25 protein-coding genes are annotated in these 23,702 nt (G+C 54.9%); 17 read left to right on the top strand and 8 right to left on the bottom strand.

The genetic code is table 11. The features are described from left to right. Positions 1 to 36: 36 nt before the first annotated feature. From FHW17_RS14775 to FHW17_RS14760, 4 genes are all read left to right on the top strand, one after another. Complete coding sequence (locus FHW17_RS14775) at positions 37 to 1,449, top strand: circularly permuted type 2 ATP-grasp protein (RefSeq protein WP_091877639.1); 1,413 nt, start codon at positions 37 to 39, stop codon at positions 1,447 to 1,449. A gap of 72 nt (positions 1,450 to 1,521) precedes the next feature. After that, positions 1,522 to 2,463: an alpha-E domain-containing protein gene (locus FHW17_RS14770; protein WP_112525209.1), complete on the top strand. Its 942-nt coding sequence runs from the start codon at positions 1,522 to 1,524 to the stop codon at positions 2,461 to 2,463. A 5-nt stretch (positions 2,464 to 2,468) separates the two neighbouring features. Next, positions 2,469 to 3,266 carry a transglutaminase family protein gene (locus tag FHW17_RS14765; RefSeq protein ID WP_112525265.1) on the top strand — a complete coding sequence of 266 codons (798 nt, stop codon included), beginning with the start codon at positions 2,469 to 2,471 and terminating at the stop codon, positions 3,264 to 3,266. A 31-nt stretch (positions 3,267 to 3,297) separates the two neighbouring features. Then, positions 3,298 to 4,029: a proteasome-type protease gene (locus FHW17_RS14760; RefSeq protein ID WP_112525211.1), complete on the top strand. Its 732-nt coding sequence runs from the start codon at positions 3,298 to 3,300 to the stop codon at positions 4,027 to 4,029. Between the two features lie 430 nt (positions 4,030 to 4,459). On the opposite strand, the gene FHW17_RS14755 is transcribed toward FHW17_RS14760, so the two are convergent. Together FHW17_RS14755 and FHW17_RS14750 are read right to left on the bottom strand one after the other, a co-directional pair. Next, complete coding sequence (locus FHW17_RS14755) at positions 4,460 to 4,753, bottom strand: GIY-YIG nuclease family protein (RefSeq protein WP_182510216.1); 294 nt, start codon at positions 4,751 to 4,753, stop codon at positions 4,460 to 4,462. 542 nt (positions 4,754 to 5,295) lie between these two features. Further along, the gene (locus tag FHW17_RS14750) at positions 5,296 to 7,212 is read right to left on the bottom strand and encodes a L,D-transpeptidase family protein (RefSeq protein WP_182510215.1); all 1,917 of its coding nucleotides are present in this window, start codon (positions 7,210 to 7,212) and stop codon (positions 5,296 to 5,298) included. 293 nt (positions 7,213 to 7,505) lie between these two features. Between FHW17_RS14750 and FHW17_RS14745 the strand changes: the two genes are divergently transcribed. Beyond that, positions 7,506 to 8,114: a L,D-transpeptidase gene (locus tag FHW17_RS14745; RefSeq protein ID WP_182510214.1), complete on the top strand. Its 609-nt coding sequence runs from the start codon at positions 7,506 to 7,508 to the stop codon at positions 8,112 to 8,114. 3 nt (positions 8,115 to 8,117) lie between these two features. On the opposite strand, the gene FHW17_RS14740 is transcribed toward FHW17_RS14745, so the two are convergent. After that, positions 8,118 to 8,498: a DUF971 domain-containing protein gene (locus FHW17_RS14740; protein WP_112525219.1), complete on the bottom strand. Its 381-nt coding sequence runs from the start codon at positions 8,496 to 8,498 to the stop codon at positions 8,118 to 8,120. Positions 8,499 to 8,700: 202 nt separating this feature from the next. Between FHW17_RS14740 and moaA the strand changes: the two genes are divergently transcribed. The 8 genes from moaA to FHW17_RS14700 all read left to right on the top strand — a co-directional run bounded on the left by moaA (position 8,701) and on the right by FHW17_RS14700 (position 15,211). After that, positions 8,701 to 9,690: a GTP 3',8-cyclase MoaA gene (gene moaA, locus FHW17_RS14735; protein WP_246706868.1), complete on the top strand. Its 990-nt coding sequence runs from the start codon at positions 8,701 to 8,703 to the stop codon at positions 9,688 to 9,690. A gap of 100 nt (positions 9,691 to 9,790) precedes the next feature. Further along, positions 9,791 to 10,711 carry a DMT family transporter gene (locus FHW17_RS14730; protein ID WP_246706853.1) on the top strand — a complete coding sequence of 307 codons (921 nt, stop codon included), beginning with the start codon at positions 9,791 to 9,793 and terminating at the stop codon, positions 10,709 to 10,711. Positions 10,712 to 10,714: 3 nt separating this feature from the next. Then, complete coding sequence (mobA, locus tag FHW17_RS14725; protein ID WP_348643741.1) at positions 10,715 to 11,362, top strand: molybdenum cofactor guanylyltransferase MobA; 648 nt, start codon at positions 10,715 to 10,717, stop codon at positions 11,360 to 11,362. Next, the gene (mobB, locus tag FHW17_RS14720; RefSeq protein WP_113094831.1) at positions 11,359 to 11,868 is read left to right on the top strand and encodes a molybdopterin-guanine dinucleotide biosynthesis protein B; all 510 of its coding nucleotides are present in this window, start codon (positions 11,359 to 11,361) and stop codon (positions 11,866 to 11,868) included. Before mobA ends, mobB begins: the two co-directional genes overlap by 4 nt. 231 nt (positions 11,869 to 12,099) lie before the next feature. Beyond that, on the top strand, positions 12,100 to 12,888 hold the full coding sequence (locus FHW17_RS14715; protein ID WP_182510213.1) for an ABC transporter substrate-binding protein: 789 nt from the start codon (positions 12,100 to 12,102) through the stop codon (positions 12,886 to 12,888). A gap of 141 nt (positions 12,889 to 13,029) precedes the next feature. After that, entirely contained in the window at positions 13,030 to 13,740 is a 711-nt protein-coding gene (locus tag FHW17_RS14710) for an ABC transporter permease (protein ID WP_112525227.1), read from the top strand. Continuing rightward, on the top strand, positions 13,737 to 14,573 hold the full coding sequence (locus FHW17_RS14705) for an ABC transporter permease (protein ID WP_112525229.1): 837 nt from the start codon (positions 13,737 to 13,739) through the stop codon (positions 14,571 to 14,573). Before FHW17_RS14710 ends, FHW17_RS14705 begins: the two co-directional genes overlap by 4 nt. 17 nt (positions 14,574 to 14,590) lie before the next feature. Further along, positions 14,591 to 15,211 (top strand): glutathione S-transferase, encoded by a 621-nt coding sequence (locus FHW17_RS14700; RefSeq protein ID WP_182510212.1) that lies wholly within the window; start codon positions 14,591 to 14,593, stop codon positions 15,209 to 15,211. 2 nt (positions 15,212 to 15,213) lie between these two features. Here FHW17_RS14700 and FHW17_RS14695 read toward each other — a convergent pair whose 3' ends face one another. Next, a complete protein-coding gene (locus FHW17_RS14695) occupies positions 15,214 to 17,670 on the bottom strand; it encodes a penicillin acylase family protein (RefSeq protein ID WP_182510211.1) in 2,457 nt (818 codons plus the stop codon). A 61-nt stretch (positions 17,671 to 17,731) separates the two neighbouring features. On the opposite strand from FHW17_RS14695, the gene FHW17_RS14690 reads away from it, so the two are divergent. Then, positions 17,732 to 18,601, top strand: coding sequence for an NAD(P)-dependent oxidoreductase (locus FHW17_RS14690; RefSeq protein ID WP_112525235.1), 870 nt, complete (start codon positions 17,732 to 17,734; stop codon positions 18,599 to 18,601). A 28-nt stretch (positions 18,602 to 18,629) separates the two neighbouring features. Here the strand turns inward: FHW17_RS14690 and FHW17_RS14685 are convergent, their stop codons facing one another. The 4 genes from FHW17_RS14685 to FHW17_RS14670 all read right to left on the bottom strand — a co-directional run bounded on the left by FHW17_RS14685 (position 18,630) and on the right by FHW17_RS14670 (position 21,089). Further along, positions 18,630 to 19,109 carry an Lrp/AsnC family transcriptional regulator gene (locus FHW17_RS14685; protein ID WP_091877656.1) on the bottom strand — a complete coding sequence of 160 codons (480 nt, stop codon included), beginning with the start codon at positions 19,107 to 19,109 and terminating at the stop codon, positions 18,630 to 18,632. A 110-nt stretch (positions 19,110 to 19,219) separates the two neighbouring features. Next, positions 19,220 to 19,834, bottom strand: a complete 615-nt coding sequence (locus tag FHW17_RS14680; protein WP_348643740.1) for a uracil-DNA glycosylase family protein — start codon at positions 19,832 to 19,834, stop codon at positions 19,220 to 19,222. A 2-nt stretch (positions 19,835 to 19,836) separates the two neighbouring features. Further along, entirely contained in the window at positions 19,837 to 20,448 is a 612-nt protein-coding gene (locus FHW17_RS14675) for a glutathione S-transferase (protein WP_112525237.1), read from the bottom strand. Continuing rightward, on the bottom strand, positions 20,445 to 21,089 hold the full coding sequence (locus FHW17_RS14670; RefSeq protein ID WP_182510210.1) for a thermonuclease family protein: 645 nt from the start codon (positions 21,087 to 21,089) through the stop codon (positions 20,445 to 20,447). Before FHW17_RS14670 ends, FHW17_RS14675 begins: the two co-directional genes overlap by 4 nt. 124 nt (positions 21,090 to 21,213) lie before the next feature. Between FHW17_RS14670 and FHW17_RS14665 the strand changes: the two genes are divergently transcribed. The 3 genes from FHW17_RS14665 to FHW17_RS14655 form a co-directional block, all read left to right on the top strand. Next, the gene (locus tag FHW17_RS14665) at positions 21,214 to 22,734 is read left to right on the top strand and encodes a HAMP domain-containing sensor histidine kinase (protein WP_182510209.1); all 1,521 of its coding nucleotides are present in this window, start codon (positions 21,214 to 21,216) and stop codon (positions 22,732 to 22,734) included. A gap of 89 nt (positions 22,735 to 22,823) precedes the next feature. Continuing rightward, entirely contained in the window at positions 22,824 to 23,270 is a 447-nt protein-coding gene (locus tag FHW17_RS14660; RefSeq protein WP_112525243.1) for a DoxX family protein, read from the top strand. Between the two features lie 181 nt (positions 23,271 to 23,451). Further along, a partial coding sequence (locus FHW17_RS14655; protein ID WP_182510208.1) for a hypothetical protein occupies positions 23,452 to 23,702 on the top strand: 251 nt, incomplete at its 3' end.

Genomic DNA, 23,702 nt, shown 5'->3' with positions numbered 1-23,702 from the left:
ACGCGCTTGAATGAACGTGTCTGAAGGGGATTATGAGTGAAGCCATTTGATGAGATGATCAAAACCGGCGGTCAGGTACGCCCGCCATATGAACAACTGCAATGCTGGCTTGATACCCAGAACCCGGAAAGGTTTGCGCAGAAAGCGCGCGATGCAGAAAATGTCTTTCGCAAGACCGGGATTACCTTCGCCGTTTATGGCGATGAAGAAGCGGCAGAACGCCTGATCCCATTCGATATCATCCCACGCATCATCACCGGCAATGAATGGCGACGACTGTCGCAGGGCATCGAACAGCGTGTGATGGCCCTCAATGCTTTCCTTGATGATATCTATCACCGTCAGGAAATTATCCGCGCAGGGCGTATCCCGCGGGAATTGTTCACCCACAACGATGCCTTCCTGCCCGAGATGGTGGGTTTCCGGCCACCCGGCAATGTCTATACCCACATTATCGGCGTCGATATCGTCCGGACCGAAGAAAACCAGTTCTACGTTCTTGAAGACAATGCCCGCACGCCGTCAGGTGTTTCCTATATGCTGGAAAACCGCGAAACGATGATGCAGCTGTTTCCGGAACTGTTCCAGCAGATCAAGGTCCGGCCCGTCGAAACCTATCCCAAACTGCTACGGCAATCGCTGGCCGCCGTCGCACCGCCCGGTTGCAACGGCACGCCGACGATCGCAGTTCTTACTCCCGGCATTTACAACTCGGCCTATTTCGAACACGCGTTTCTGGCCGACCAGATGGGTGTTGAACTTGTCGAGGGCAGTGATCTTAAGATCGAGAACGGCAAGGTGGTCATGCGCACCACCGAGGGCAACCGCGCCATTGATGTGCTTTACCGGCGTGTGGACGATTCCTATCTCGATCCCCTCACCTTCCGCCGCGATTCAACGCTGGGTGTCGCCGGAATCATGGATGTCTACCGTTCGGGCAATATCACCATCGCCAATGCACCCGGAACAGGCATCGCCGACGATAAGGCGCTTTATTCCTACATGCCCGAGATTGTCGAGTTCTATACGGGCCGCAAGGCGATCCTCGAGAATGTTCCGACACATCGCTGCTCCGAGCCCGATACATTGAAATATGTGCTGGAAAATCTGGCAGAGCTTGTCGTCAAGGAAGTGCATGGTTCGGGCGGCTACGGCATGCTTGTCGGCCCGGCGGCCACCAAGAAAGAGTGCGAAGATTTTGCGTTAAAACTCAAGGCCAACCCGAAGAACTACATCGCCCAGCCAACGCTCGCCCTGTCGACCACGCCAATCATGACCGAGAAAGGTCTGGCACCGCGTCACGTCGATTTGCGCCCCTTCGTGCTTGTGTCGGATCGCATCCGCATCACGCCGGGTGGCCTGACGCGCGTGGCACTGAAAGAGGGTTCGCTCGTGGTCAATTCCAGTCAGGGAGGCGGGACAAAGGACACCTGGGTTCTCGACGATTGATCGCTTTGAATGGGGAATGAGGGCTGCCACAGACGGCCCCATCAATAAATAAAAGAGGGATACAACCGAAACATGCTTCTTGGTCGCACCGCGAATGGTCTCTACTGGATGTTCCGCTATATCGAGCGGGCAGAGAATATGGCGCGTCTGATCGACGCCGGCTTGCGGATGGCTTTGACAAAAACCTCCGACGCGCCGGAGGAATGGTCTTCCGTGCTGATGAGTGCCGGCGTCAAAATCGGCTACGACGCAAAATACAGCGAGTACAATGCCAGCCTCGTTTCAGATTTCCTGCTGCGGGATCTCAGCAATCCATCAAGCGTGATGTCATGCGTTGAAACCGCCCGTTCCAACGCCCGCATGGTGCGCACGGCGCTGACCCGCGAGGCATGGGAAAGTGTCAATGAAACGTGGATGATCCTGAAATCCACCCTCGCCGCGGCCATTCCCGAAACCGATCTTCCGCGCGTGCTTGATCAGATCAAGCGTGAAACGGCCATTATCCGCGGCGCTTTTCACGGCACGATGCTGCGCAACGAGATTTTTAACTTTGCCCGGCTTGGCACCTTTATCGAGCGGGCCGATAATACGGCACGCATTCTCGACGTGAAATATTATGTGCTGCTGCCCTCAATTTCCTATGTCGGCACGACGCTCGATAATTTTCAGTGGGAGTCGATCCTGCGCTCCGTTTCGGCGCACCGCTCCTATCGCTGGGTCTATGATGTCGAATACAATCCGGTGAATATTGCGGATTATCTGATCCTCAACTCGCGCATGCCGCGTTCGCTGAATTTCTGCTATTCGAACATCGTCGATAATCTCAAATATCTTGCCAGTGATTACGGCAAGCGGCACGAGTGCCACGATATGTCGGAAAACATCATGACGCGGCTCGAGAACAACGAAATTCGCAGCATTTTCGACAATGGCCTGCACGAATTTCTGAGTGACCTGATCTATCAAACCAATGGTCTCGGCAGCAAAATCGCCGAAGCCTATAACTTTGATTGAAAATCATGCTTCTGAACATCAAGCACACCTCCCGTTATCAATATGACTATCCGGTGCAATACGCTGTCCAGCGGTTGCGTCTGCATCCGTCAAGCTCTCCGGGGCAGAAGGTCATTGACTGGAACGTGACCGTCAGCGGTGCCGAGCAGGAAGCGAGTTATCGCGACGGCTATGGCAACCGCACCCAGCTTGTGCGGCTTGATCGCGAGGTCAAGGAACTCGTCATCGAGGCGACCGGACAGGTGGAAACCGAAGACCGCTCCGGCGTACTCGGCAAGGTCTACAATTTTATGCCCATCTGGCTTTATGAGCGTGAAACGGAGCTGACGAAGCCCGGAGATGCCATAAAACAGCTGGCGGCAAGCCTTAAAGTCACGAATGACAGACTCGCGGTCATGCATGAGCTGATGACCACGCTGCACAGGGTTGTCGCCTATACGCCGGGAACCACCAATATCACCACCACGGCAGAGGAAGCCCTCACCCTTGGGACAGGCGTCTGTCAGGATCACACCCATGTTTTCCTCGCGGTTGCCCGCGTCCTGAAAATTCCCGCCCGCTACGTTTCCGGTTATCTGATGATGCTGGATAGCATCGAGCAGACAGCCACCCATGCGTGGGCGGAAGCGCATATTGATGGGCTGGGCTGGGTCGGGTTTGATGCGGCCAATGATATCTGCCCGAACGAGCACTATATCCGTATTGCCTGCGGCCTCGACTACAACGAAGCCTCGCCAATTTCCGGTATGCGCTTCGGTCCCGGCATGGAATCACTTGCCGTCGACCTCAATGTAGAGCAGTAATCGCCGAGATTTTTAGAATTCGGGATTCGCTATGACCTATTGCGTCGGGCTTAAATTGGATCGTGGGCTTGTGTTCATGTCGGACACGAGAACCAACGCCGGCGTCGACAACATCTCCACCTTCAAGAAGATGTATACATGGGCAAAGCCCGGCGACCGCGTTATTACACTGCTGTCATCAGGCAATCTTGCCACCACCCAGACGGTCATCAGCATTCTCAACGAGCGGACAAAAATCCCTTCTGAGCGCGCGCCGTCGATCTTTGACATGCCATCCATGTTCCAGACGGCAAAGCTGGTGGGCGACACGATCAAAAGTGTCATTCACGATGTGGATTCCGATGGCCAGCGTGCCGATTCCTTCGGCGCATCGATTATTCTCGGCGGCCAGATAAAGGGCGGCGAACCACGCCTGTTCCTCATCTATCCCGAGGGCAATTTCATTGAATCATCCCCGGATACGCCGTTTTTCCAGATTGGCGAGCACAAATACGGCAAGCCGATTATTGTACGCTCCTACGATCCGGCAATGACATTTGAAGAAGCAACAAAGCTGCTGTTCGTGTCCTTCGATTCCACGCTGAAATCCAATCTTTCGGTCGGACTGCCGCTGGATATGCAGTTTTATGAAGCCGACAGCCTCAAACTCGGCTTCGAAAAACGCATCGAACGTAATGACCCCTATTATGAAGCCATTTCCGAAGGCTGGTCGCAGGCTTTGAAACTCGCGTTCCAGAGCCTGCCTACGTTCAAGATTGATTAGAGCAGGCTCCGCTCTCTACAACCCACCTATCTCCGTCATCCTCGGGCTTGACCCGAGGACCCACAGCTCAGGAGATCAGATGAATCCGGATATTCACCGTTTTTAAGTTAGGGGTCCTCGGGTCAAGCCCGAGGATGACGGAGAGTTGGGTGCTTTAGGATGACAGAGAGGGATGGGTTGCAGGAAGTTAAATTCTGCAACATGGGTGACTACCGTTGCAGCACTCCACTCTACCTCCCCATTCGTTGCACAACTATTAGTGCGTGGTTCGACGGGCTCACCATGAGGGAGGGTGAGGATTGCAGGGAGTCAGGTTCTGCTACATTAGCGATGGAATGTTTGTGATTAGCATTGCATCCTCACTCTCCCTCATGGTGAGCCCGTCGAACCACGAACCCACGAACCACGACCACATACATTCAACACACCACTATGAATGCGAGCATCGGTTTTTTGATAGCTGGGGCAAACGCTCATAATCCAACGCGATCAGCGCCTGTTTCTTAACCCGCGACCAACCCTTGATCTGACGTTCCCGCGCTATCGCATCAAGGATGCGGTCATAGGTTTCTGTGAAAACCAGTTGAACAGGGCGACGGTTCTTTGTGTATCCATCGCAGATACCGGCATTGTGTTCCCAAACACGCGCTTCGATCTCCTGCTTTGTAAGCCCGGTATAATAGGACCCATCAGAGCACCGCAGTATGTAGACCGTGACTTCCATGACAGCCTCAAAGCATCGAGGCAATATTTTATAAAAGCGGACTGGGCTGACAATTCAACGAAAGTTGCATGAATAGGGTTCGTGGTTTGACATCACAACCATCAGGGGCTTGGCTGCAACGATAATCGCAACATTACATCGCTAATGTTGCAGAACTTGACTCCCTGCAACCCTCACTCTCCCTCGTGGTGAGCCTGTCGAACCATGCGCTATGCTTATGCCACTAGTCTCATATTCAAATAAATCCAACCGTGAAATTGACCAGTTGCAGACCCCGTTGTGTCGTGGTTCGACGGGCTCACCATGAGGGAGAGTGAGGGTTGCAGGGAGTCAGTTTCTGCGACTTTTGCAATCTGCAATGTTTATGACCTGAAATGTTGGGGATTAGCGTTGCACCACCACTCTCCCTCATCGTTGCAGCCACCCACGCCCCTCATGGTTGTTATGTCGAACCACGAACCACACACGGCAGAACTTGCAGTCCGTCAACAAAAAGGGGCGCTATGCGCCCCTCGTCAGGTCAATATTTCTGCAACCAACGCTTAGAGCTGGGCAGTCTGGTTGGTGACAGCCTGACGAACTGCCGTGGTCTTGACGATCGCTTTCTCCATATAAAGATCACGCTGGTAGACGTCATCGAAATACTGGATGGCGCCTGTTTTGGCATCCGGCCATGCGGTGAAGTAGGAGACATAAACCGGCAGCTGATCCTTGACCCGGACACTCTTCTCATTCTTGCCAAAGTACTGGTTCAGTTCCTCAACCGGCACGCCGAGCACGGCAGCAGCCATGTCGCGCGGGCGCTCCAGACGGATACAACCATGGCTCAGCGCGCGCATATCCTTCTTGAAATAGGATTTTGCCGGTGTGTCATGCATGTAGATGTCATGGCTGTTCGGGAACAGGATTTTCAATTCGCCCAGCGCATTGTCGAGGCTTGGCTTCTGGCGGATACCGACGCCGCCGCCACTTGATGCAACCTGCGACCAATCCACCGAACTTGACGGGATAACACGGCCCGATTTGTCATAGACCTCGTAGCCGCTATTTTCGAGATAGGATGGGTTGGCGAGAATCTTCGGCATCATTTCGTTGAGAATGATCGAGCGCGGCACACCCCAGGATGGGTTGAACACAACGGTCTCAATCGTATCGTTGAAGAAATAGGTCTGGTTGGTTGGCGAGCCGACAACGATGTTCATCGCCAGCTTTTCGGTGCTGTCATCAAAATATTGCGCCCGGAAGGCGGGCTGGTTGATGAAGACGTAACGCTTGCCGAAATCATGCGGCAGCCAGCGCAAACGTTCCATGGAATAGAGAATGCGGTCGCGCTTGGAACTGTTTGTGTCGCCCTGCAGCGAACTGATAGTGCCACGGCCAATCACACCGTCAGGCTTCTTTCCCTGACTGGTCTGGAAATCCTTGATCGCCTCGACAAGGCTCTGGTCGTAAACGGTTGCATTTTCATGCGCCTGCATCACGGCTTCGTGCTTGGCCAGAAAATCCTTCGGCGCCTTTGCCTTGATGAGCGCAACCACGTTGCGCAGCTCAGGATTGTCTTCGCCCGGACGGATCATGGTGCCGGTGGCAACACGCACTGTTGGCTCCGACCCCACATCACCACCCAGCTCATGCAGATTCTGTTTCAGCTCCGCATACCATTTGCTCTGCGGCTCAAAACCCTTGAGCAGCGCCACCGCATCATTGCTAGATGAGAGTTGTTCGATGACGGCACGCGGCTTCACCCGGTCCACGGCAAGATCGTGGAAACCACTCAGACGGTTTGGATTGATGCGGCCATCGCCCTGATCCATGGCGTAACGCAGCGCACGGGCCGACATTGTCAGTTCGAAATCGGCAAGCTCCTTGAGACGCGCCGGGATATCGGCCCGGTCATACTCGTCGCTTGGCAGCTTCACCGCATAATCCTTGGGATCAAGGCCCTCTTCGCCCGCCGCATTGAACAGGGCAGCCACAGCCTTGGCTTTGGCTGAAACATCATAAGACGACGTCCAGATGGGTTGCTGCTTGGTCGAATAGTAGGAGACAACAGCGTCAGCTATGTCCTTTTCCGCCAGAACATGGGCTTCCTTGATCTGCTCGATCTTCAGGCCAAACTGCTCCAGCGGTATCTGCGTCGCAGAATCGCTGTTGTGATTGGCCGAGGCGGTCAGCTGTGGATCAATCTTGGAAAAATCGATCCGAACCAGCGCATCGGGTTTGTAATCGTAATTTTTCGGGGCCGTTACCGTGACGCGCTTGACGGGCACTGAGCGGGACACGCTTGGCTGGGCAGGCACAACAGGCCGGGGCGGATAGACAGGCTGCGCCTGAACGCGGCGGCTTCCGAACAGAAAATCCATCAGATTGTCGGCGGCCAGTGCCGGGGACATGGAAATGGCTGTTGCTGACAACATTGCAGCTACAAAAATCGCATGCTTTTTCGAATAGGAATTCATAATGCTCGCCCAGATGGTACAGTCACGCCCGCAACGAATGCAGGCCACGAATGGTGATTCACAGCCAGTTTCGCCTCATCCTATTTACAATCTTTTAACAATAACCCGCCCCCCGATTTATATTCACCTGAGCGGCAAAAGCGCAGGGAATACGATTTTTGTTTCATTTAACCCGATTGATCACAGCTTTCATGACGATTCGCATATCGAGCCCTTGACCAAATCAATTCTTTTGCAAAACATGCAAGAATGTCACAGTTAAAGTGACTTGAAACATTGAATTGGGGGATTCGATGCATAGATGTCTCCAAGTAACTTTACTATTATTTACTATAGCAGGAATAAGTACTTTAAGCACGCCCGCAAGTGCAGGTGATAATCTTCTCAAGAAAATATTTCTTGCGGGAAAGCCGGATCGACCCGCAGGGAAATACCAGTCAGACCGTTCACCGATCCCGCGCCAATATGTCTCTTTCTCAGAGAGCTATGAGCCGGGCACCATTGTCATCAATACGCGGCAACGCAGGCTCTATCACGTTACCGGGCTTGGACGGGCTATGGCCTATGGGATTGGCGTGGGCCGCGAAGGGTTTACCTGGAGCGGGACGAAGCGCATTTCGCGCAAGGCCGAATGGCCGGGCTGGACACCGCCAACCATCATGCGGGCACGCGAAGCCAGAAAAGGCCGTATCCTGCCCGCTTATATGGCCGGCGGTCCAAGCAATCCGCTGGGTGCGCGGGCCATGTATCTTGGTTCAAGCATGTATCGCATTCACGGCACCAACCAGCCATGGACGATTGGCCACGCCATGTCCTCAGGCTGTATCCGTATGGCCAATGATGATGTGAAGGATCTCTATGATCAGGTTGGAATCGGAACGAAGGTCGTGGTGCTGCGATAGCGATCAGTGGCGATGCCTGCTCACCACAGGCTCGCGGCTCAATCCTTTTGCGGCCAGTTCGTCGAGATAGGCCTGCCAGCGTTCGTCCCGGTTACGGCCGAGATCAATGAGATAGTCCCAGCTGAAAAGACCGGTATCATGCATATCGTCAAAGGTAATGCGCACGGCGTAATTGCCAACGGGTTCCATCTTGGCAATCTCGACATTCAGCTTGCCCGGCACAGTCACCCGCTGTTCAGGCGAATGGCCCTGCACTTCTGCCGATGGCGAAGCAACGCGCAACAGTTCGGCGCTTAAGGTGTATGTTTCGCCCGTATCAAATGCGATGGTCAGCGAGCGACGATCCTTGCTCACACGCAATTCCTTGGGCCAGGCAGTGGTCATGGCGGATACTCCTTTGTGCGAACTCTTGTCTAATCGCATGGTCATAGCGTCGCAAGCGGACAATTATTGGTATACATAACACCAAATTGCCATACATAACCCGAAGGTGACTAGACAACCCGCAACCGCCACCCTATCTCTTGCAAAGGAGGTTTGCTTGGACCACATTGCATTATTCGACAAAACGATTGCACAGACACCGATGATTGATCCTTTTGGTAGGACAATCAGCTATTTACGCGTGTCTGTAACGGATCGTTGCGACTTCCGCTGCACCTATTGCATGTCCGAGCACATGACCTTTCTGCCCAAGAAAGATCTGTTGACCCTCGAAGAACTGGATCGTCTTTGCACAGCCTTCATCGAAAAGGGTGTCAAGAAGTTGCGTCTGACCGGTGGTGAGCCACTGGTCCGCAAGAATATCATGCATCTGATTGGCGAACTTTCCCGCCACTTGCGCTCAGGCGCTCTCGAAGAATTGACGCTGACCACCAATGGCTCGCAGCTTGCCCGCTATGCGGCAGAACTGGCCGACCACGGCGTCAAGCGCATCAATGTCTCGCTCGATACGCTCGATCCGGAAAAATTCCATGCCATCACCCGCTGGGGTGATTTGAACCGGGTCTTGGAGGGCATCGACGCCGCTCAGGCTGCCGGTATCCGGATCAAGCTCAATGCGGTCGCCCTCAAGGGGTTCAACGATCACGAGATTCCGGAGATGATCCGTTGGGCGCATGGCCGCGATATGGATCTGACGCTGATCGAAACCATGCCGATGGGCGAGATTGATCTGGATCGCACCGACCAGTATCTGCCGCTGTCGATGGTCCGGGCTGATCTTTCCAAGCAATTCACGCTTGACGATATTCCCTACAAAACGGGTGGCCCGGCGCGCTATTCGCACATTCGCGAAACCGGCGGCCGCATTGGCTTCATCACACCGATGACGCATAATTTCTGTGAAAGCTGTAATCGTGTTCGCCTCACCTGCACTGGTACGCTTTATATGTGCCTTGGGCAGGAAGATGCCGCTGATCTGCGTGCGCCATTGCGCGCTTCCGAGGGCAATGAACTTTTGAGCGACGCGATTGACGAAGCCATTGGCCGCAAGCCTAAGGGGCATGATTTCATCATCGATCGCAGGCACAATCGCCCTGCCGTTTCCCGCCATATGAGCGTGACAGGCGGCTAGAGCTTTTCCCAATATTCCGGATGCAAGAAGCCGTCAGGCTTGATATATCAATCCGAGCGATTCCGGGGGAGAATCGCGTGCTCTCATTCGGATGAATGCCTTGGCGCTTACGCCCAATCTTCGCGGCAGCCTGTATATGGCCATTGGTATGGCCAGCTTCACCTTCAATGACGCCACAGTAAAACTCGTTGGCGGGCACATGAATATGGGTCAGGTGATGCTGGTGCGCGGTCTGATGGCGACCACGCTCATTCTGCTCCTCGCCTGGCATCAGGGCATGCTCATACCACTGCGCCATGCCCTGCACCGCATGACCATCCTGCGTGTTGTCGGTGAAGTGGTGGGAACGGTCAGCTTTCTCATTGCCCTTGTGCATGTTCCCCTCGCCCTCACCTCGGCTATTCTGCAGGCCTTGCCTTTAGCGGTCACGCTGGGTGCCGCGATGTTTCTTGGTGAACCGGTGGGATGGCGGCGCTGGATCGCTATCGCCATTGGGTTTTGCGGCGTGCTCATTATCGTTCGCCCCGGCTATGAGGGCGTCAGCCATTATGTCCTGCTGATTGTTGTAACCGTGATCTTTGCAGCGATGCGTGATCTCGCCACGCGAAAAGTTCCAAAAACCATTCCTGTCCTGATGATATCGGCACTGACTTCAGTTGGCGTATCGCTCGCAGGTATTGGCCTGATTATCCCATTGGGCGGCTGGACACCCATGACACTCACCCACACGGGCCTGCTCTTCTTCGCCTCCTGCTGCGTAATCGTGGCCTATCATTTCATCATTCTCGCCATGCGCGAGGGCGAGATTTCCTTCGTCGCCCCGTTCCGTTACACCAGCCTTGTCTGGGCCATTCTTTTGGGCTTTCTCTTCTTCGGCGACCTGCCCGACCTCCCCATGATCATCGGTGCGCTGATCGTTATTGGCAGCGGCCTTTATACGCTCTACCGTGAGCGCGTGGTCGGACGGATAGTCCCGGTCGCAACAATAGCGGCGGCAAGCTCATCGCCCGATGGAGTGTAAACAGTGCGCATTGCAGGGATTATTCTGGCGGGTGGCCGGTCGAGCCGCATGGACGGGCATGACAAGGCATTGCTGCCCTTCGGCAAAACGCGCCTGATTGATTTCGTAACTGAACGCCTGTTGCGGCAGCTCGAAACTGTGGTCGTCAACAGCAATGGCGATCCCGCTGCCTTCGCCGATCTCCACCTCCCAATCATCGCTGATAGTGTTTCTGGCTTTGCCGGACCGCTTGCGGGCATTCTCGCGGGTATGGAATGGGCAGCGAACCAACCCGATCCATTCACCCATATACTGACTGTTGCGACGGATACCCCGCTCTTCCCGCATGATCTCAGCGCAACGCTTGGCAAGGCAATCGCGGGCTCTCCTGATCATATCGCTGTCGCTGTTTCCGATAATATGTGGCACCCGGTCTTCGGGCTTTGGCCGGTGATGCAGAAAGAGGAGCTGGACCAATGGCTGCGCGATCCGCAAAACCGCCGCGTTCGCGTCTGGATTGAAGATCACCCGCATCATCAGGTGGATTTTCCCCTCGTAACAACGCAATCGGGCGAGAGGTTCGATCCATTCTTCAATATCAACCGTCCCGATGACCTTGATCGTGCCCGGGCGATGATCGCAGAATCGCATGACTGGAAGACACACCCATGACCCACCGCATATTCGGCATCACCGGCTGGAAGAATTCAGGCAAGACCACCCTCACCGTCAAACTGGTGATCGAACTGACGCGGCGTGGCTGGAAGGTCTCAACCATCAAACATGCCCATCACGATTTTGACATCGATCATGAGGGCACGGACTCCTATCGCCACCGCAAGGCCGGTGCCGGGGAAGTGGCCATCGTTTCAGACCGTCGCTGGGCATTGATGCACGAATTAACAGACGAAAGCGAACCCTCTCTTGCCGAGATTGTCGGGCGTTTTGCCCCCTGTGACCTTGTTCTTGTGGAAGGCTATAAACGCGAGGGCCACAAAAAGATCGAGGCGCGCCGCCGTGAGGGCCGCTCAAGTGAGAGTCTGGCGCAGAATGATCCAAGCATCGTGGCAATAGCCAGCGATTTCCCCGTCGAAGGCGAACAGATTCCCGTCTTTGACCTTGATGACACGACGGGATTGGCGGACTTTATCGAACGTGAGATGGGTCTTACCCGCTAGACGGGTCACGAAATGACGTTTCGCGCAGAAGCTGCGCAACAAAAATATAATCCCGAAACAATTATGTGGTTTTGCTTTGCAGATTCGCCGGGTAGCAAAAGATTCCCGGTTGCTTTTATCAGAAAACTAGTGGGAATATCGCCGTCAGGAGCAGTAAAAAACTGCGACCTTGCCCGGAAGGCTGTCCAAAAGAACAGGGGAACAGCCGGGCCACAAAAGAGAGGTTGAATAATGCGTATCACCAAGCGTCTCGCACTCGGCGTTGCTGCCGTTGCCTTTGCATTGTCCATGGGAGCGGCCCATGCAGAGGACGCCCTGAAGCTGACCATCGCTTCAGAGGGAGCCTACCCACCCTTCAACAATCTGACGCCGGATGGCAAGCTTGAGGGCTTTGACATCGATATCGGCAAGGCGCTTTGCGAAGAGATGAAGGCACAGTGCACCTTCGTATCGCAGGATTGGGACGGCATGATTCCGGCCCTGCAGGCGGGCAAGTTCGATGCGATCATCGCATCCATGTCCATCACCGATGAACGCCTGAAGAAGGTCGACTTCTCCAAGAAGTACTACAACACACCTCCAGGCATTGCCGTACCAAAGGATTCCACACTGAAGGACGTCACTCCAGAGTCGCTCAAGGGCAAGACACTGGGTGTTCAGGCTTCGACCAGCCATTCCAATTTTGCCGAAGCCAAATATAGCGGCTCCGACATCAAGATGTACCCGACAGCTGACGAATATAAGCTCGACCTGTCGAACGGTCGTATCGATGCCGCCATGGACGACTCCGTTGTGCTCGGCCAGTGGCTCGATAGCGGTGCAGGCAAGTGCTGCAAGCTTCTCGGCACAATCACACCTGATCCAGTCATCCATGGCCCAGGCGCTGGCGTGACCGTCAAGAAGGGCAATACCGCTCTGGCTGACAAGTTCTCCGCTGCGATCCTCGCGATCCGCAAGAACGGAAAGTACAAGGAAATCAACGACAAGTACTTCAAGCTTGACGTTTATGGTGCCGAATAACTAAGACTTAAGTCTAGAATTGACCAATGATGGTTGGCGGAAATATTCCGCCAACCATTTCTGATCTTTGAATTCAAAAATGACAGGTCTGCTCGAAAATCGGGCACTGGGGAATGACCTGCAAAAGAATGAAAGAAGCCCATGGGCTCAATTGCGTTGTTGGGATTCGGTGAAGGCGGCTGGGGCATCAGCATTGCAGGCGGCATTCTCGTGACTGTCAGTCTTGCGCTGGCGACATTGCCCGTTGGACTGCTCATCGGATTTTTCGTGGCCTTGGGTAAACAGGCCGAAGAACCATCCATCAGGCTCGCGGCCAATATGTACACCACGATTTTCCGTGGCCTGCCTGAGCTTCTCACCCTCTTTCTCGTTTATTTCGGTGCCCAGATCGGCATCCAGAAGCTCGGCGTGATGCTGGGTTATTCCGGAACCATCGAAATCAATTCGTTTCTGGCCGGCATGTTCGCCATGGGCGCGGTCTTTTCATCCTATGCAAGCGAGGTCTTTCTCTCGGCATTTCGCGCCATCCCGCGCGGCCAGTATGAGGGCGGCTATGCCATCGGCCTTTCCTATGGCCAGACCATGTGGAAAGTGATCCTGCCCCAACTGATCCGGGTCGCCCTGCCCGGTCTTTCCAATCTCTGGATGATCCTGCTCAAGGATACCGCGCTTGTATCCGCCATCGGCCTTGCTGACATCCTGCGCCAGACCGGCGTTGCAGCACGCGTCACCAAACATACATTCCTGTTTTACGGCACGGCCTGCCTGATCTATCTCGTGCTCGCCATCCTCTCATCCTTCGTGATCGGCGCAATTGAAAAGCGCACCAAAGCCAGTGGAGTGAGGCGATGACCGAAAGCTTCCTCAACGCCCGCACCGCTGTGGTGGCCCGTCCGCCCGCACCACCGAAACGCTGGACCAAGGCGCGGATTATTGGCCACCTGCTTGTCGCGGTCTGGGCATCGCTGATCATCGGGATTGTCCTCGATCTCTATTTCGCCTGGGATATCGTTCTCATCCAGACCTATGGCCCCAAATACTGGCAAGGTCTCGTCACCACTTTGACAATCGTCTTCTCCGGGATTCTGTTCGGGGCAGTTCTTTCCATACCCGTCGCCTTTGGCCGAATGAGCAAGAACAGGATCGCCTCTGGGATAGCCTATGCCTATGTCTATTTCTTCCGTGGCACGCCGCTGATCGCTCAGGTCTTCCTGATGTATTACGGTATCAGTGAATTCAGAACGCAAATCGAAGCGATTGGCCTGTGGTGGTTCTTCCGCGAAGCCTGGTATTGCGGCTTTCTAGCGTTTGCCCTCAATACCGCTGCCTATCAGGCGGAGATATTGCGCGGCGCAATCCAGAGTGTACCACTCGGGCAATGGGAAGGCGCGGCGTCGCTCGGCATCTCGAAATTCGTGACATTCCGCAAGGTTATCCTGCCGCAAGCATTGATTGTTGCGCTGCGCCCCTATGGCAATGAGGTCATCCTGATGATCAAGGGCTCGGCCATCGTGGCTCTGATCACGGTGTATGACCTCATGGGCTACACCAAACTTGCCTATTCACGGACTTTCGATTTCCAGGCCTATCTGTGGGCCGCTATCATCTATCTCCTGCTCGTAGAAGTGCTACGCCACATCTGGGACTGGATGGAACGCCGTATCACCCGGCATCTGATCCGCTAATTGAAAAGAAGTAAGCCATGCTGAAAATTTGGGGTCGAGCCAACTCGACCAACGTCAAGAAGGCACTTTGGGCAGCTGAAGAGCTTGCAATACACTATGAGAACATTCCGGCGGGTGGTGCCCATGGCATTGTCAACGATCCGGCATACCGGGCCATAAATCCCAACAGCCGCGTCCCGGCCATTGAGGATGATGGGCTGGCGCTGTGGGAAAGCAACACGATTGTCCGCTATCTTGCCGCCAAATACGGAAAATCCGGCCTGTATCTCGAGGACCCAGCAGCCCGCGCCAGCGCTGAAAAGTGGATGGATTGGACGACATCAAGCATTGCCGGTCCGTTCCGTGATGTTTTCTGGAACACAGTGCGCCTCGCGCCTGATCAACAGGACCATGCGGCCAAGCAAAACGGTCTTGCAGCCTGCGGCGAGATGTTTGCCATTGCTGACGCTGCGCTTGCAGCCCAGCCTTATCTCTCCGGCAAGGCCTTCGGCATTGGCGACATTCCGCTTGGCTGCTTCGTCTATGCGTGGTTCGAAATGCCGATCAAGCGCCCTGATCATCCGCATTTGCTGGCATGGTACGAACGTCTCAAAACCCGCCCTGCCTATCAAAAGGCAGTGATGACACCTCTCACCTAGGCCTATTGCGGCTTCAACCGCCAGATGCCGAGCAGACCGTCCTGATAGACCTTCTCGTCCGTCGAGATCGTAATCGCCTGTGTATCGGCCCATTTCTGCGCAAAGTCGCGGTAGTTGGCCGAAAACACATTGCCGGATTGTCCTGTTGTCTGGATATAGGTCGACCTGTTGAGATCAGCCAGATCGAACAATCCGCGATAGCTGCTGCCATGCACCGCGCGATACGGATTACTTTCATCCATAAACAGCGACTTTGCCCGGTCAAGCGTGAATGCCCCGCCCGATGCCGGAACATTCACGTTGAAAATGCGGTCGAGCGGACTGACCTGCGCAAACGGTCGGTGCGCACCATAGGCATAATGCAAAGCGCCCCAGTTCCATTTCGAACGGTCTGAACCAAGGCGCCCATCCAGATCCTTCAGCGCATCGCCAAGTGCCAAGGCCAGCACATCGCCGCAGCTTTCCTTTTCAGGCGTACGACGATCGTCGCACCAGTCGCGTGCCGGATTGGGTCCGAGCCAGCGCAGCATGGCTGATACCCGGCCCTGCCAGTAGGCGGGAAAAGCCTCGCCAAGATCATCCTTGACAATCCGTTTGGTTGCCAAGCGCAGCCATGCATTGAACAGCAACGGCTCGATCTTGTTGCGGTCTTCCACATAGTCCCATTGGCTCAGTTGCTTGAAAGCCGCCTGATCCACATCCTTGCGCCCTTCAATGAGCTTCAGCATAACGGGGCCAAGTGCCGCATAGGCATTGGAGTAGGCATCGCCCTGTGCCTTGCGATTGGTCTCCATTGATTGCTGGTTCGCGCCATAGACAAGCGATTTGATCCGGTCCATCCGCCATGTCTCATCCCAATCAAATGTCAGGAAATGCGGATAGGTCGCATCGACCATCTTGGTGTTGGCCGTGCCGATGACATTGTCAGCAGGATTATAAGCGCGCGGCAGTTCCTCATAGGGAATATAGCCCTTCCAGTCATAGGTTGCATCCCAGCCGGGGGATGGTGCGCGGCCCATGATCTGGTTGGCCGGATCGCGGACTGGCACCCGGCCCGGTGCAATCAGGCCAATATTGCCATCGATATCGGCGACGACCATCGATTGCATTGGCGTTACGAAATCGCGCATTCCGTTCTGGAAATCGGTGACACTGGCAAAATCCCAGAGTTTCAGACCGGCGGATATGGTCTTGTCATCAGGTGCAAGCGCGGTCCATGACAGCGCAGCAACCGTATTGTCAGGCAGATAATGATCAAGCCCGCGATAATCGGCGGGCAGCACCGGACCATGCCGCGTTACTTTCCGGTCAAACGTCACATCACTCGCACCTTTGACCTTGATCGTCACCGGCTGCTTCTGGAAAGGCGCAAAACCCTCCGGCGTCTGATACTCATCCGGATTGGCCGGATTGATGCGCTCAACAAAAATGTCCTGAACGTCGGAACCCGTATTGGTGAACCCCCATGCTACCCGGTCATTACGTCCAAGCAGCACCAACGGCGCACCGGGAAGTGTCACGCCGACGAGATTCCGGCTCGTTCCATCAGCATTTTTCACTTCAAGATGTGCCAGATACCATACGGCGGGTGCGCTGAGCCCCAGATGCGGGTCATTGGAAAGGATTGGCTTGCCAGTCTCTGTCCTTGCACCACCCACGACCCAATTGTTTGAAGCCCCGGTCGACATGATTGCATTGAGCGAGGCAAATTGCTGTTCGGCTTCCAGCGCACCGGTTTTGATGGTGCCGCTGGGCAAACCCAAAAGTTGCTTCAGATCAGGCATGGGCGGCGGCGCATCATCGGCAACCGGCGGCAACAGATCTGATATTTCCGCATCCGTCATACCAAGCCGGGCAAATTTCAGACGGTTCACTTCCTGATCGATATTCGCCGCCAGCGTCACCGACATCATCTTCAATGTCACAATGACGTCTGCTGCGGTCCATTCCTCCGGCTTGTAGCCAAGAATGACAAACTCCGGCGAATATTTAGACGCGAAGGAACGCCCGCTGCTGTTGATGAATGCGTTGATGCCGCGCACATAGGCGTCAACATGCTTGCGATCTTCAGGGGCAAGTGCAGCAGCAGATGCAACAGCGGATTCATAGACGCCGAGCGAACGCAGAAAACGGTCCGTTGAAACAGTCTTGTCGCCGAACATTTCTGACAAGCGCCCCTGCCCGGCCATGCGTGTGACTTCCATCTGCCATAGGCGCTCCTGCGCATGGACAAAGCCAAGAGCCTTCAGCACATCATCGACATTGTTACCGACAATATGCGGAACAGCATTCTTGTCTCGCGTCACGGTCACAGGCGCGGAAAGATCGGCCAGCACCATTTCGCCCGTCGCCGGTGTTACTGAACGTGCGAGCCAGACATAACCAACCCCTGCTGCGATTAAAGCGATAGGGATGAGCGAGAAAACTATCCACAATAGGCCTTTGATGATCCGCCGCATTGTCCTAACCTCTCCCGCAAATCTTCGAACACATAGCCTATCTGACAGAGGAAATTACCGAATGGCAACAGTCACATTTATTGGTCTTGGTATTATGGGTTACCCGATGGCGGGTCATCTGAAGACCCGCGGGGGCCATGACGTCACCGTCTTCAACCGCAATGGCGAGAAGGCGAAGAAGTGGGCTGAACAATTTGACGGCAAACACGCGCCAACCCCCGCAGAAGCCGCTGCGGACAAGGACTTTGTCTTCTGTTGCGTCGGGAATGATGATGATTTGCGCGCTGTTACCATTGGCGAAAATGGCGCTTTTCATGCGATGAAAAAAGGCTCGATTTTCATTGATCACACCACCGCCTCGGCAGAAGTGGCGCGTGAACTCGATGCCGAAGCACGCAAGCGCGGCTTTCATTTTCTTGATGCGCCAGTCTCCGGCGGTCAGGCGGGCGCCGAAAATGGTGTCCTTACGGTCATGGTTGGCGGCGAATCGGAGGCCTTCGACAAGGCAAAACCTGTTATCGAATCCTTCGCCAAGATGGTCGGCCTGATGGGGCCGGTTGGCGCCGGGCAGTTGACCAAGATGATCAACCAGATCTGCATTGCCGGTCTGGTGCAGGGTCTGGCCGAAGGCATTCACTTCGGCAAGAAGGCGGGCCTTGATATTGAGAAGGTCATTGAAGTCATTTCCAAGGGCGCTGCGGGCTCCTGGCAAATGGAAAACCGCCATAAGACCATGAATGCCGGAAAATATGATTTCGGCTTTGCCGTGGACTGGATGCGCAAGGATCTCGGCATCTGCCTCGATGAGGCTGACCGCAACGGCGCGCAGCTGCCGGTCACTGCCCTTGTCGACCAGTTTTACAAACAGGTGCAGAACATGGGTGGAAAACGCTGGGACACATCATCCCTGTTGGCACGGCTGGAGAAATAGCCAGCCGTGATGGGTCGGGCTGAGGATATCAGCCCGATTCCTTTTCAATGCTCATATAATCAAGCGGCAGTTCCGTTGTGTACTTGATCTGCTCCATGGCGAAAGCCGAGGACACATCGCGAATGTCAATCTTGGCGATCAGGCGCTTGTAGACCGCATCGTAAGCGGCAATATCAGGCACAACAACGCGCAGGAGATAGTCAACATCGCCGCTCATGCGGTAGAACTCGACCACTTCCGGGAACTCCTGAACCACTTCGGAAAAGCGCTTCAGCCATTCATTGTTATGCGCACCGGTCCGGATCGAAACGAACACCGTCACCCGCGTATTCACGCGCACCGGATCGAGAATGGCAACACGGCGCTGGATTACGCCATCTTCTTCCAGTTTCTGGATGCGCCGCCAGCAAGGCGTCGTCGACAGCCCCACCTTCTTGGCGACATCAGCCACCGCGAGCGTTGCATCCTCCTGCAGGAGGCGAAGAATTTTTCGGTCGAGTCTGTCCATGACATTCAATCCCCTTGGAATGGGATACTTTATGGTCCGTTATTCGACCATCGTACAAGAAAATTATTCTAAACTTTGTAAACTTCGAAAAAATTTCGTCCGGAAAGCGATCAAATTAGAATCTTGACCTTCTCCCGCAGCACAGGAAGAACGTTCTCTCCGAACCATGGATTCTTCCGCAACCACCCGCTATTGCGCCAGGACGGATGCGGCAGCGCTAAAATGGCAGGCCCCGACGCAGGGTTAAAATAATCCTGCCAGTGAAAAACCGTTTCCGTCACGCTGGCCCGGCGATGCTTGCCGAGGTGATAGGCCTGCGCATATTGGCCGATTGTCAGGATCAACTCGACCTGCGGCATGGCGGCAAAAACCTGATCATGCCACGTCTCTCGGCACTCTTTACGCGGCGGCAAATCCCCGCCATGCGCATCATAGCCGGGAAAGCAGAACCCCATCGGCACAATGGCGAATTTATGCGGATCATAGAACTGATCCCTGTTAACCCCGAGCCACTCACGCAGCCGGTCCCCCGATGGGTCGTTGAACGGCAGGCCTGTGTTGTGAACACGAATGCCCGGCGCCTGTCCGCAAATGACGATACGCGCCGTCGGCGACATCACGCAGACAGGATTGGGCTCATGCGGCAAAGGGGGCAGATAGCGCGGCGCATCACGGCACAGGCGACACGCCTTGATCTGCGATGACAGGGATTGGATCTCTGGCACGTTCACGCCTTGGCGCTTGGCCGGTTTGATACCGCCTCGTGCCAGCGCCTCACATGCGTGACATAATCAGGCAGCTGAATCCGGGCCGGCTTGAAAAAATCAATCGCCACGAGCGCCGTAATATCCGCGATCGAATATTCATTGCCCGCGATGAACTCATTGGTCTCAAGCTGTTTGTCCAGAACATCCAGAAAGGCGATGGCCTTTGGCTTGTTTGCCTCGCCCCATTCAGGGATTTGCGGCACTTCCCACTCGACCATAGCCGGATGAATGTGCCGGAAGGCAGAGGCAACGGTGGCAAGGAGGTTGAACTCCACCCGCCGCTGCCACATCTCCACCAAAGCCTTGCCAAGCGCACCCCGGCCGAACAATGCAGGCTCCGGATAAAGCTCTTCAAAATAGCGGGAGATAGCCACCGACTCCGCAATCACAGTGCCATCATCAAGTTCCAGCACAGGCAGGCGCTGCAAGGGATTAAGCGCCGTAAGCTCCGCACAGCGATGTCCCATCGCACCCATATCGATGGGCACGAGCGGCACCTCGATGCCCTTTTCCGCCAGAAAAATCCTTGCCCGCCGCGGATTTGGCGCGCGTCCTCCGTCGTATAGTTTCACAAAAACTCTCCCAATTTCTGATACACCCAATCATAGGCACCATTGATAAGATCAAACAACCAGTCCAACAGCGAAGGCGGTGTTTCCACGCTGCCCTCATGCACTTTTCGCCAATCCTGCGGCCTGTCAAAGGAACCCGCCCACAGGCCCTTCCGTTCCGCCTTCGCCCGCATTTCCTCGTCATAATAGGCACCATAGGATGTCGCCTGCCCCGCCTCGACCATCATGCTGTTGAGATTGGTTTCACTGGCAAAACAGGTGCCGAGATCGCGCTTATACTTGTCCTGTCCTGTTATCTCGCACCGCACGGCCCTGCCGCTGATCAGCTTGTCCAGTGCCCGCCGCGCCACCTGCCCGCAGGGGTAATCCGCGGGCACCTCGCCGCAACGCTGGGCAAGCTCCGGCGCATCGATGCCCTTCAGGCGGATATGTTTGCCTGTCAGAACAATCGTATCACCGTCGATGACATAGGCCTTGCCCGTTATCTCCTGCTCATCACGTGGAATGGACAAGCGCGCCGCCAGAAGCGCGATAAGAGCAAAGAAAACCAGCATCAGGATAAAATCGGCAAGTTTCCGTAACAAGGAACGCGGCGGTCGGACCTGACGTTGCTGGCGATATCCTCCGAAGCGTCCACTCATCGCAAGAATACGTCCATCAAGATTGATTCTCCCCGCAGGTTTGAAGTCTTTTAATCATTTATCCATAGGCTTGCGATGCAATGCTGCCAAATGAGCAGACAAACGGCGATCTGGAACAAGGCGCATGGCATTACTCGACGCGGCAAATGATAAAAACATTGTTGACCGGCGCAAACCGCCGCGCAACAAGGATTTGTCTGTTGTCGTGCGCCGCGCCCGCGATCGCCTGATGGAACATACGGGCGTCAAGCATTTCGAGCGCGAATTACTGTTCATGCACACCCGCGCCTTGATCGTGAACGCAGCCACGCTTCCGCTTTTCATTGCGATGATTGCAGTGGCCGGTGTCTTCGCCGGGTTTGGCCGGGATATGGTGGTCTGGGCAACCATCACAATCGGCCTTTATGCGGTTCTCGGCCTTCTTGCGCGCCATCTGGATAAAATTGGCATCACCGATGAACAGGTCAAGAACTGGCAGGTCATCTATCTCGGTGGTCATTTCCTCACCAGCATGGGCTGGGCATATTTCTCCTTTTTGGGCTGTTCCACCTGCGGCATCAGCCTTTTCCCGGTCATTCAGGCGGTCGTGCTGATCCTCGCCATGGCCATCACCGCCATCATCTGCTCGGCCCTGCGCGCTGCCATTCTCGCTGCGTTCACCCTGCCTGTTATCACCTATACAATTCTTGCCACGAGCCATCTGCAAAGCCCGATACAGGCAACGATGGTGATCATGCTTTTTGCCGGGCTGGCATTTTTCTATCTGGTGGCCACACGGCTCAACCGCTCAGTTTCCGTGTCCCTCGCCCTGCAGGCGGAAAAAGACGCGCTGATTGCCGAGCTTGAAACAGCCAATGCCATGTCCGACGAAGGCCGCCGCCGCGCCGAGGAAGCCAACCTCGCCAAATCACGCTTCCTTGCCTCCATGAGCCATGAATTGCGCACACCGCTCAACGCCATTCTTGGCTTTTCCGAAGTCATGGCCAAGGAAGTGCTCGGGCCCATGGAAAACGCCACCTACCGCGAATACGCCGGTGATATCCATGCATCCGGCGATCATCTGCTCAATCTGATCAATGAAATTCTCGATCTCAGCCGTATCGAAGCCGGGCGTTACTCCATCAATGAAGAACCCCTGCTCCTCAGCGATATTGCCGATGAATGCATCCACATGATGGATTTGAAGGCCCGCAACAAGAGTATCCGGATCGTCTCCCAATTCGAAACAGGCCTGTGGCGGCTGCGTGCTGATGAGCGGTCAATCCGCCAGATCATCCTCAATCTGCTCGCCAATGCGGTAAAATTCACCCCGCAGAACGGCCGCATCGACGTCAAGGTCGGCTGGACAGCGGGCGGCGGACAATACGTCTCCGTGCGCGACAATGGCCCCGGCATTCCGCCGGAGGAAATCCCCGTTGTGCTCTCCACCTTCGGTCAGGGCTCCATTGCCATCAAGAACGCCGAACAGGGCACCGGCCTTGGTCTTCCCATCGTGCAGGCCCTCGTCCATATGCATGACGGTGAATTTCACCTGTTCTCAAAACTGCGCGAAGGCACGGAAGCACTGGCCACCTTCCCCCGCGCCCGCATCCTGCCATCAGCTGAACCGGCAGTAAAAGTCGCAAAACGTCAGAAAGTTGCCTGAAAAACTCAACTTCAATTTATTGTTATTTGCTCGTTATTTAGCACCTCTCCATTGCTGCCCTGTGTAACACGTTCACATGGGGATATTTTATGAACGCAAATGGCAACAACCGTCCGCTGATCATTCCTGCTCTTGGCGGCATCTATAATGGTCTGGCACAATTTTCTGAAACGCTTCTGCGGGTTATTGCCGGTGGAGCGCTGGTTCTGCACGGCTCCGGCAAGATCGCCAATCCGTTTGGCGCTATCGAAATGGTCGAAGGGCTGGGCTTTTATCCCGGCGTGTTCTGGTCGCCGCTTCTCGCCGCAACGGAGTTCTTTGGCGGCATTCTGCTGGTCCTTGGGCTTTTGACCCGCCCGGCGGCCTTCGCCACCACCATCGTCCTCCTCGTCACCGTCTATTTCCACTGGATCGCCAAGGGTCAGGGCTGGGACGGCTCGGAAAAATCCATCCTCTGGGCGGCCATCCTGTTCTTCTTCGTCATCCGCGGCGCCAGCAATTATTCGATTGATGCCAAGATCGGCAAGGAATTCTAGGCACTAATACTTTGCCGGCGCTTATCGGAAGTGCCGGCAAATCCACCGATCCGTTCAAAACCGCCTCATACTTATTGAGCGCTTGACTATTGCGCACATTTGCAAATTTATTAGCCGATATTCATTGCCTGCTTTTTTCTGATTTTACATTTTTAAAAAATTACAATGGGAACGATATTTCATGTCTTTTCACGCCACGGATGCGGGTTTTTCCGCATGTTCTGCCCGCCTTTCCAAATTTCGCAACCATCTGATGAGCAGCGTTTGTGCCGGGTTGATCATTACCGCTGCCGGTTTGGGTGCGCATGCGCAGCAGATGCCAGCCAAATATTTTAATGCCGATGGATCAAAGACCAGTGATCTTGAGGCGGCCGCTGCAACATGGCGGGCCGACAAGGAATTTCAGGCAAATTGGGGCGTTGGCGCCATGAA

The sequence above is a fragment of the Phyllobacterium sp. P30BS-XVII genome (assembly GCF_014138335.1).
GTDB lineage: Bacteria > Pseudomonadota > Alphaproteobacteria > Rhizobiales > Rhizobiaceae > Phyllobacterium > Phyllobacterium meliloti.
Note: the sequence above shows the minus strand (reverse complement) of the source record. Positions and strands in the feature narration are given on the sequence as shown.